Below are 10,143 nucleotides of genomic sequence, written 5' to 3' on the forward strand. Positions count from 1 at the left end.
ATTTTAATAGTATAAATCAACCGCCGGTGTTTGTTGACTTAACCACTCCTTTACCTCCTCCTCAGGAGCAACGATAACGGGCAGCTTCATTCTATAATGTCCAAGTCCACAAAGTTCAGCACATGCAAGTTCATACTCACCAGCTTTTTTAGGCACAAACCACGCTCTCGTCGTCATCCCAGGGACAGCATCTTGTTTAACTCTAAAGTTCGGCAAAAACGGACTGTGAAGCACATCCTTTGACCTAATCAACATCACAACCGGTTTATCCAAAGGCAAATACATTATCCCTTGCCCAGCTGGAAAAACAATATCATCCTCTGCATTTTCATCGCTTATATCAATACCAAGCGGATTATCAGGTGAAATCAACTTTGGATCAGTTCTACCAAATTTCCCATCAGGTCCTGGATATCTTAAATTCCACGCGAATTGTTCACCGGTTATCTCAACAAGGAACGCATCTTTTGGAACCTCACCGTGAAGTTTACCCCAAAGCGAAGCCCCTCCGAGAAATTCAGCGCTAACCTCAAGAAGCACAACTACAAGTGTCCCAGGAATAATTGACCACAAAATTTCTTTCCTCGTGTTTCCCGGAAGATAAAACGCCTTTCTTTCCGAAGACCCAGCATATTTAAACACAAAAAATGAAAGAGCGAACTCACTTAAGATAAAAAGAATACCTGATATCACAAGTATCGTTATAAAAATTCTGTCAATCACAGCTCCATGTTCGCTTGCAAGTTCAGGCAACCACCAACCATTTCTTATCACAATCCACAATGTCGCAATTATCCCAACGAGAAAGAAAAAAATTAACAATCCCCCGTGAAATTTGCTTTGTTTTTCGCTCATATTTAACTCCAAATTATTTTTTCCCTTTCCTTTCAAAAGTGAATTCAATTTGCTTTGTCTCACCGGGCTTAACCGTGACCGTCTGTGTTAATGTTCCAAGTTTCTCATGCCATGCTTCAATTGTGTATGTTCCAGGCGGAAGATTCTTAATTTCAAACTCTCCCTTATCGTTTGAAACACTGAAAAATGGATGATCAAGAACACCAGCGTAAGCAGACATCCAAGGATGAACATCGCATTTAAATGGAACCATAACCTCTGGTGTGCTAAATGTTTGATAAGTTTTCATTCCCTTAACCGGCTGTCCAATATTAAATGGTTTATTCTTCTTCGGCGTGGCATGGACATTATGAAGCAACGGATCGCTATTTCTAATCTCAAGCTTTTGCCCAACCATTATCCCAAAAACACGTGGATGATACCAACAGCCCTGCTGATCAAGAACAACCGGTTCACTTGGCGGGTTATACTTTCCCTTTACGCCTTCCTTCACATAGACAAACACCCATTTCAATGTCCCGTTTGGATTAACAACAAAATCCTCAGCGGTCACAGATTTGCCCCCATGTATTGCATCACACTGCCTATCTGCTTTCATGCTTATCAACCTCGGCTTTGGCGCTTCCCCGACGAACTTCACAACCCCTTTTACAGTGGCATTTTGGGAGAAACTAAAGGTGGTAAGTAAAATTGCTAAACCAAACGAAATTAATTTCTTCATTTTTCAATCTGAATTTTATTTTTAAATTAGGATAAATTTCGTCTTAATTTAATACACAAAAAAATAAAAGTCAAATTTTCCGCCTTAACAGGGACGAAAAAATCAGCCTACAAATTCCGATATGGCTCTTTCTAAATCACTTATTCCCTCTTCTATATCCTCAAGCTGTGACATTGCAAGTTCTGGAAAGCGCGTTATCTCAATCGTCCTTAAAATTATTTTTCCGCTTGAGTTTCTATATTCACCCCACCAAACGCCCGGGAATTTCGTCTCTTGCCATACGGTTAAACCTTCGCTCTCATATATTATTTTGACACTGCCGCGACCGAGGAACTCATCAAGGAACTTCGCTTCATCATACGATAGGGGGAAATTACTCAAATTTATCGTTCTTGTCTTCTTTTCGTTCTTAAGTTCAACAAGGGCATGTTTTATCTCGTTTATGATAAAAATTGCATTTGTTAAGTTAGTTTGCACTTTCTCTCCACTTTTTTATTTGTTCTTTGATTTCATCAATGACCTTATCAATAGCTTCGGTTACCTCCGGGCTCATTTTATCCCCCCATTGGTTCGTTTTCGGCTGAACCCCAACCACTAAACTTTCACTTGGTTTTATATCAAGTAGATTCATCAAAGCTACCACCTCGTGAAATGTTATTTGATGCTCCGATACTTTAAAACCTATATAACTCGGGATTTCTTCAAGTTTAAACTTCGCCACCTCTCCTGGCTTGCCGTTAAAATTAATTGCGTCAATAACAATCAGATGTGTTTTACCTTCAAGATATGGCAAAAGATAAATACCGAGGGAACCGCCATCAATTATTTCAACATCTGGCGATTCCCCTATTTCTTGAGAGAGTCGCTTCACGACTTCAACGCCAAATCCATCATCCCCAAGCAATGGATTTCCAATTCCAAGGATACCTATTTTCATTTCTCTTTCTTTTCCCATGGCTTTTCAATTGGTTCCCATCCCAAGGGTCTTGTTTTAAGTCCGGTTATCATAGACGAGAGCATCCCTTTCTCGCGGAAAACCTCAAGATAAATCACAAAGCTTATATGATGAATCATGAATCCAATTATTCCCCACATTATCATTTTGTGTATCATTCTAACATTTGCTTCTCCTCCGAATAATGGTATAACCCAACCGAAAAGGGTATCAAAGAAACCACCCGGGTTTATTCTCCCAGCCATCGCAAAACCAGTTAAACCTTGGACAGAGGCAGCAAGGAAAAGGATAACATAAGTTAATGTGGCAAGCGTATTATGACCAAGTGTGTGAAGTTCATAGTCGGTATAGCGAAGAGTTATATAATCTTTTAATTTCCACCACGCTTCTTTCCAAAAATCAGCTCTCCAGATATGAAATCTAAACCATTGTCTGTAAGTTTTTCCCGCAAACCACCAGTATGCTCTAAACAAACCGTTGAGCGTAAAAATTATTGCTGACAGGAAGTGTAAATTTTTCATCGTCGCCATAATAGTTGCACTAAATGGCTCATCAGCATTGGGGCGATAAAATGGTGTGCTAATATAAAGCCCTGTAAAAATTAACACGCCAACAACGATGACATTAATCCAATGGCTTATCCTGACCACAGGGTCCCAAACATAGTACCTCGTCACGCATTCACTTTCAACGCGATAAATTTGATTTGCTTGCATTTTTCACACCCTCCTTACTTTTTATAAAATTTCAATTTTCGTTATCTCATTTCCGTTAACATCAAGGACATGGGTTGAACACGCAAGGCAAGGGTCAAAGGAATGTATGACTCTTAAAATTTCAAGTGGTTTATGTGGGTCATGCAGAGGAACACCGATCAATGACTCTTCCATTGGACCTCTTTGTCCCATTGCATCTCGTGGAGAACCGTTCCAGGTAGTTGCGACGACAGCTTGATAGTTTGCAATTTTTCTATCTTTTATCTTGACCCAATGTGCAAGGGCTCCGCGAGGCGCAGCATAAACTCCAACCCCTTTTAGTTCATCTTTTGGCCAAGTTGACGGGTCCCATTTTTCCATATTTGCAGTTTGATAGTCGCCAGCCTTTATATTCGTGATAAGCTCATCGTAAAGTTTCTTCAGCATGTTCATTGCTCTTCTTGTTTCAATTCCTCTTGCAATTGTTCTCCCCAATGTTGAATATATCGCTTTAAATGGAAGATCAAGTCTTTTCAGTGCTTCATCAACATATGCTTTAACTTCGTCGTCTTTATGAGCCAGGGCGATTATCGTGCGGGCAAGTGGACCCCCTTCCATTGGCTTACCTCTCCAACGCGGGGCTTTCATCCAGGAGTATTTTTTGCCCATGTCAAGAAATTCCCACGGCGGTGTTGGTCCAGTATACTTCGGGTTCGTTTCCCCTTCCCAGGGATGAAACGCGATTTTATCACCCTTTGAATATTCAAACCAAGAGTAGGAAACATATTCTTGAATTTGCTCTGGATCAGTTGGATCAACTTCGTGGACTTCGTTCAAGTTTCCGTTTAAAACGACTCCACCCTTCCACCTGTTCGTCTTCATAATAGTTTTGACATCGGCTGATACTTCTGGGAACTCACCGTAGTCAAGGACACCTTTATCACTTACGCCACCGCCCCATTTTGCCCATTCCTTATAGAAAGACATTATCGCAACGAGATCGGGCCAGTAGAGTTGCTCAACGATTTGCTCTGCTTCTTCAATTTTTGATTTAACAAGCGCTAGTTTATCAATGTTTATCGCGTCGGGATGATTTAAATTGATAGCACATGGCATACCTCCAACGATCAAATTTGGATGCGGATTTTTACCACCGAAAACAGCATGAATTTTAACAATCTCCTTTTGCCAATTCAAAGCTTCAATGTAATGAGCAACAGCTAGGAGATTAACCTCTGGGGGAAGCTTATATCCGGGGTGACCCCAATATGCGTTGGCGAAAATTCCAAGCTGACCCGACTCGACGAATTTCTTCAGCCGATTTTGAACATCAGTGAAATATCCAACGGATGACTTTGGCCAATTTGAAATTTTTTGAGCAAGCTCAGCCGTTGCCTTTGGGTTAGCTTTCAAAGCGGATACGACATCAACCCAATCAAGGGCGTGGAGATGATAGAAGTGAACCACATGGTCATGGACGAAAAGCGTAGCGATCATTATGTTTCTTATCAAGTTCGCATTTTTCGGAATTTCAATTTTGAGTGCGTCTTCAATTGCTCTGACGGATGTAACTGCATGCACAAGGGTGCAGACACCGCAAATCCTTTCAGCTAACGCCCAAGCTTCCCTTGGGTCGCGATCACGCAAAATTATTTCAATTCCTCTGAAAAGAGCGCTTGTGCATGAGGCATCCTTAACAACATTTCCATCAACAATAGCTTGAACTCTTAAATGACCCTCAATTCGGGTCATCGGGTCTATTACAACTTTTTGTGCCATTTTTCACTCCTCCTTTTGTTTCTTTTCTTCAACTTTTGATTCTTTCGCTTTCTGGGTTGCTTTTTTAACAATTGAAGCTACAAGATGAGCCCCTGTTGCAACTGCAACCCCAATTGCAAATCCTTTACCTATGTCATCAGCCGTTGCAAATCCAGGCAAAGGAACATCCGCAACATGTTGATAAAGTGGTCTATTGTCCCAATAATCTGGCTCGGAACAACCAAGGCAGGGATGTCCAGATTGAATCGGAAAGCTTGTCCCTTCATTCCATCTGACAACCGAACAAGCATTATATGTGACCGGTCCCCTACAACCAACTTTATACAGACACCATCCCTTTCTTGCTCCTTCATCATCAAATTTCTCAACGAACATACCCGCATCAAAAAATGCTCTGCGATAACATTTGTCATGAATTCTCTGTCCATAAAACACCCTCGGTCGTTTCAAGTTATCAAGCGCTGGCAAAGAGTCAAATGTAATTAAATGAACTATCGTTCCGACAATAACTTCAGCTATTGGCGGGCAACCCGGGATATTTACAACTGGCTTATCGCTTATCAACTTGTAAATCGGTTTAGCTCCCGTTGGATTTGGATGTGCTGTCGTGACACAACCGAATGAGGAACAAGAACCGACGGAGATGATCGCTTTTGCGCCTTGAGAAGCTTTTTTAAGATATTCAAGCGCTGTCATTCCGCCAACTGTGCAATAAACACCCCCATCCTTTGTTGGGACAGAACCCTCAACAGCGAGGATATAATTTCCAAAGTTCTTTTTCATCCCCTCCCAAACTATTTCCTCCGCTTGATGACCAGCTGCAACTTGAATCGTTTCCATATAGTCAAGCGAGATTATATTTAAGACGACATCTGAAATCAACGGATGTGAAGACCTTATCAATGACTCCGTGCAACAAGTGCAAGCTGCAAAGTTAAGCCAATAAATTGGGGGACGAGGTTTTGACTCAAGGGCACGAACAATTTTCGGAAACATTGTGCTCTCAAGCCCAAGATAGGCGGTGGTAAGAAGACAGAACCTCAAAAAATCACGCCTTGAGATCCCGCTTCTTTTCACCGCCTCATAAAATGTCTCCTGCCTCTGCATCTTTAAAACCTCCCTTTGTTTTATCAAATTTGTTTTTCAAGTTGAACAAATCTCCCATATTTAAATCCCATCTTCCGCAAAAAGCCGAGCGTCTCCTCATCCGCAAATTCAGTAACCGTGCAAACCCTTCTCAATCCAAGCTCCCTAACCTTGTCAAGAAACTCAACCAAAAGACGTCTTCCAATGCCTCTCCTTCTGTAATCCGGATGGACAACAATTGCTATAAGCCAAGCACACTCAGGACCTTGATACCATTTGGGTTGCGTATCCCCAAAAATAAATCCAACTGGCTTGTCGCCAAGATAGGCAATTCTACCAAACAAACTTCCCGAACTCTGTATTTCTTTTAAAAGTTCAATAAACATCCTCTCACAAAAAAAGCTATAACATCCCTTCTCTTTTAATTCCTTTTGAAACTTTACAATATGCTCCATATCGTAAGCCGAAAACTCCTTAGTTTCAATCTTCTCAAAAAGTTGCCTCTTCAAATTCAAAGCAAACTTTGTTCAAAAATTTTAACAGGTTTAGAGGAAGGTGCTGTCATCCCGATGAGGTCGCGAAAACCGTTGAATTTATCTATGTTAATTTTGACTTTTCTTCTGATGACACTTTTTATAAGTCCCGCATATTTAACATCTCCAACGATTTCGGCACCAATGAGGCGATTTCTTTCAAAATAGTAAAGTTCAATAACCCCGTCGCCTTTAATTTCCTTGCGAAGTTTCTCTTCATCGTAAACATCTCCGATTGAAAAGTAAACCTTATCAAAAACGGTAAGCGAATTAACTCTTATACCGCCCTCGTAATTAACATTCTTTCCTACGATATTTGCCCCCGCAACCCTTCCCGTTTCCATTGCGTTAGCCCAAACAGGGAAAGGTCTTATTGAGTCATCAATTACGCTTCTTAGCTCAATGCAATCACCAGCAGCGTAAATATCTGGCTCAGATGTGCGCATTTTGTCGTCAACAAGAATTCCACCCCTTGGTCCAAACTTCAAAACACCACTTACAAAATCAACATTTGGAACAACCCCAACCCCGATTATCACAGATGAGCATTTTATCTTTCTTTTATTCGTCTTTACGGACTTAACAGGATTTCCTGATATTTCAATTGGCTTCTCCTCTTTTAAAATTTCAATCCCATTTTCAATAAGTTGTCTCTCAATCATTTCCGCAACCCGTCTGCTGAAAACAGTGCTCAAGATGTAAGGCGCTATCTCAATTATTGTTATCCTCTTTTTAAACCTTAAAAGTGCAAGTGCCGACTCAACACCAACCGGTCCGCCCCCAATTATGACAACCTCTTTTGAATCATCACTTTTGATTTTTTCTGCGTCCTCATAAGTTCTCAAAACATAAACCCTCTTATTCCTCTCCCCCGGGATACCGGGTAACCTCGGCGAAGCCCCACTTGCTATAAGGAGTTTATCATACTTGTATTCACTCTTGTCAGTCATTAAAACTTTATTTTTAGCGTCAACCTTAATAGCTCGCTCGCCAAGTTTCAGGTTCACATTCATATACCTGTAAAAGTCATCTCGTATTGAAAATAAATTTTCCTTTGACAAGGTCCCCTCAATATAATAGGGCAAAACGACCGGGGAATAGTAAGGCATCCCCGGCTCAAGCGCTTCCTTTGAGATTACATTTATTGAACTTTTCGTGTCCCATTTTCTTATCTCGCGAACGGCTGAGATGCTTGCGATACTATTTCCTACGATAAAAATTTTCACAAAAACTTACTCATTTAATTTTGAATCAGCTCTTTAAAAAGTTTTTTAATCGCCAGAACAAAAGGCGAACCTGATTTGATCAACGGCTCAACCAACGGCTCAAATCTAAAAACATTTTCATCCCACGGCAAGAAATAAATTGGCAAGTTCAAAATCTTGCTATCAAGTCCCGATAAAATTTCCCTTACCTTTGTCTCTTCATCTCTAACTTTGTTGAAAACAAGATGGATATGTGGAATCCCCAATTTTTTCGCCAGATTCACTGCTTGATTTAGCACAAAGATAGAATTAAATGTTGGCTCGGAAACAATTACAGCGTGATGAAATCCTTTTGCTATCGCCCTCCCAAAGTGTTCAAGTCCAGCTTCTGTGTCCATAATTATGACCTCTCCTTTGCGTAAATTGATATAATTTACAACCGCCTGAAGCAAATCATTTTCAGGGCATGCACATCCGACCCCGGGTTGTTGAAAAGTTCCCATTACAAGAAGGTTTAAATTTTCCCTGATCCTTAGACCAAATCTATCAACGACATCACTGACATCAGGGTTTAATCTGAAGAACAGCCCCCAACCTGTCCCTGGTCTTGCACCTGTTTTCTCTTCAATATAATCAAGCTGTTTATTTAGCGGGATAATTTCATTTGCTTTTTCAAAAGGCACTCCAAGTGCGAAAGGTAAATTCATCTGCGGGTCCTCATCCACAGCTAAAACTTTTAAACCAGCTTCAGCGAACAAATACGCAAGCACAGCCGAAATAACCGTCTTACCAACACCGCCTTTTCCAGTTATGACTATCCTCTTGCCAAGTTCAACTTTATTTTCAACATCTGGAATTTCAGATAAAATTTCCGCAATGATTTTATCTCTTTCCTTTTCATCCGCTGTTGTAAACGACATATCAATTAAATTTTATGTTTTTCATTTTGTTCAAATCACAACCGCCTCAGGAACTGGCAAATTCAAAGCAATTCTCTTTTGACGGATTCTGTCAAGTATTCCTTTCACTGCTAATTCTGGGTCACATTCAACGTATGCTTCTCCACCCGTAATTGATTTCAATTCTTTTGTAAGAACCTCTCTTACTTTTGGACCTCCAAGGACTCTCGGCGGTGGGCAAACATGAACTGTGACACCAAGAGCAAGTGCCCAAGTTCCAATTGAGATCGCTTTTTCAGAAATTAACTCTGGCGCCGAAGCTACAACTGGCAGATCCGAAACCTTCAACCCAAGTCGCTCAGATAAAGCTTTTAGCAAAACACCGATCCTTGAATTATCAACACACGAGCCCATATGAATTGCAACTGGCAAACTATTTAAACCAGCAACATTACCAAGCGCTTTCAAAACCTGTTTTAAGCCGTTCCCAACTTCAAATGAATCAACTTTGTTCGGGTTCAAGAAACCAGCTTGTCCAGCTATATGAGCGATGCACCCAGTAACGATGACAAGGACATTATTTTTGAGCAATCCCTTAATCATTCTCTCCGTAAAAGCAAGTCGTCTCGTCTTTGGATTTGGACAGCCAACGATTGCAACCACTCCGAAAATATTTCCATTCACTATGTTATCAATCAGCGGTTTGAGTGGGTCATCGGAATTGATTTTCTTTAGAACCTCAAGCAAAGCTTCAACTGAAAATCCAGCAATTATTTCTTCAGCTCCGTCAGGAATATAAACCCTGCTTGGGTCTCTGCGTGTATAAGCTTCAAGAGCGGTTTCAATCACTTGTTTTGCAACCTCATCGGCTTTTTCAGGCGAATACTCTAAATGCATCGCTCCGGGAATCTTTACAAAAGGCATCGTTGTAATAAGCTTGGTATGATAACAAGAGGCGACATCAGCAAGAATTGGCCAAATACATTGGTAATCAACAACCATTGCATCAAGAGCTCCTGTCACGATCGCAAGCTCTGCCTGAAACTCATTCCCAGCCAGTGGAATCCCATGTCTCATCAAAACCTCATTCCCAGTGCAACAAATTCCAACTATGTTTATACCTTTTGCACCCAAGGATTTCGCTTTCTCGTTTAATTTGTCAGCCCATTCAACAATTTTTTCAGACAAAAGCGGATTATGACCGTGAACAGCTATGTTGACATATTCAGGTTTAATCGTTGCAAGGTTTGCAAAACTACGGATTGGCTTAGGAGTTCCAAACAAAACATCCGAAAGTTCCGTTGCCATAGTCAAACCCATATAGCCGTCAATCAACCCCATTTGAAGGTCAGCAAGCAAAATGTTAATTGGATCGGCGTCATTCCCCATGCTTGTTCTATGCATTGCGTTCATAA

Annotated in this window: 11 protein-coding genes; all 11 read right to left on the minus strand. The window is 40.9% G+C overall.

Translation table 11 applies throughout. The annotated features are described in order from the left end of the window. Positions 1-3: 3 nt before the first annotated feature. Positions 4-855 carry a cytochrome c oxidase subunit II gene (locus FKZ43_RS05440; RefSeq protein ID WP_140944853.1) on the minus strand — a complete coding sequence of 284 codons (852 nt, stop codon included), beginning with the start codon at positions 853-855 and terminating at the stop codon, positions 4-6. Positions 856-868: 13 nt separating this feature from the next. Continuing rightward, complete coding sequence (locus FKZ43_RS05445) at positions 869-1,576, minus strand: carboxypeptidase regulatory-like domain-containing protein (RefSeq protein WP_140944854.1); 708 nt, start codon at positions 1,574-1,576, stop codon at positions 869-871. Positions 1,577-1,678: 102 nt separating this feature from the next. Beyond that, positions 1,679-2,053, minus strand: a complete 375-nt coding sequence (locus FKZ43_RS05450) for a hydrogenase expression/formation C-terminal domain-containing protein (RefSeq protein ID WP_140944855.1) — start codon at positions 2,051-2,053, stop codon at positions 1,679-1,681. Then, positions 2,043-2,513, minus strand: coding sequence for a HyaD/HybD family hydrogenase maturation endopeptidase (locus FKZ43_RS05455; protein WP_181180273.1), 471 nt, complete (start codon positions 2,511-2,513; stop codon positions 2,043-2,045). Before FKZ43_RS05455 ends, FKZ43_RS05450 begins: the two co-directional genes overlap by 11 nt. Then, entirely contained in the window at positions 2,510-3,247 is a 738-nt protein-coding gene (gene cybH / locus FKZ43_RS05460) for a Ni/Fe-hydrogenase, b-type cytochrome subunit (protein ID WP_140944857.1), read from the minus strand. Before cybH ends, FKZ43_RS05455 begins: the two co-directional genes overlap by 4 nt. Before the next feature lie 21 nt (positions 3,248-3,268). Beyond that, positions 3,269-5,005 (minus strand): nickel-dependent hydrogenase large subunit, encoded by a 1,737-nt coding sequence (locus tag FKZ43_RS05465; RefSeq protein ID WP_140944858.1) that lies wholly within the window; start codon positions 5,003-5,005, stop codon positions 3,269-3,271. Between the two features lie 3 nt (positions 5,006-5,008). Beyond that, positions 5,009-6,112, minus strand: a complete 1,104-nt coding sequence (locus FKZ43_RS05470) for a hydrogenase small subunit (protein ID WP_140944859.1) — start codon at positions 6,110-6,112, stop codon at positions 5,009-5,011. 23 nt (positions 6,113-6,135) lie between these two features. Further along, positions 6,136-6,600 (minus strand): GNAT family N-acetyltransferase, encoded by a 465-nt coding sequence (locus tag FKZ43_RS05475; RefSeq protein WP_140944860.1) that lies wholly within the window; start codon positions 6,598-6,600, stop codon positions 6,136-6,138. 2 nt (positions 6,601-6,602) lie between these two features. Next, complete coding sequence (locus FKZ43_RS05480) at positions 6,603-7,850, minus strand: NAD(P)/FAD-dependent oxidoreductase (protein WP_140944861.1); 1,248 nt, start codon at positions 7,848-7,850, stop codon at positions 6,603-6,605. Between the two features lie 14 nt (positions 7,851-7,864). Then, on the minus strand, positions 7,865-8,749 hold the full coding sequence (locus FKZ43_RS05485; RefSeq protein ID WP_140944862.1) for an ATP-binding protein: 885 nt from the start codon (positions 8,747-8,749) through the stop codon (positions 7,865-7,867). A gap of 30 nt (positions 8,750-8,779) precedes the next feature. Next, positions 8,780-10,143 (minus strand): anaerobic carbon-monoxide dehydrogenase catalytic subunit (locus FKZ43_RS05490; protein ID WP_181180274.1); only part of this gene is annotated, 1,364 nt, incomplete at its 5' end.

The organism is Candidatus Thermokryptus mobilis, from assembly GCF_900070205.1.
GTDB classification, from domain to species: domain Bacteria; phylum Bacteroidota; class Ignavibacteria; order Kryptoniales; family Kryptoniaceae; genus Kryptonium; species Kryptonium mobile.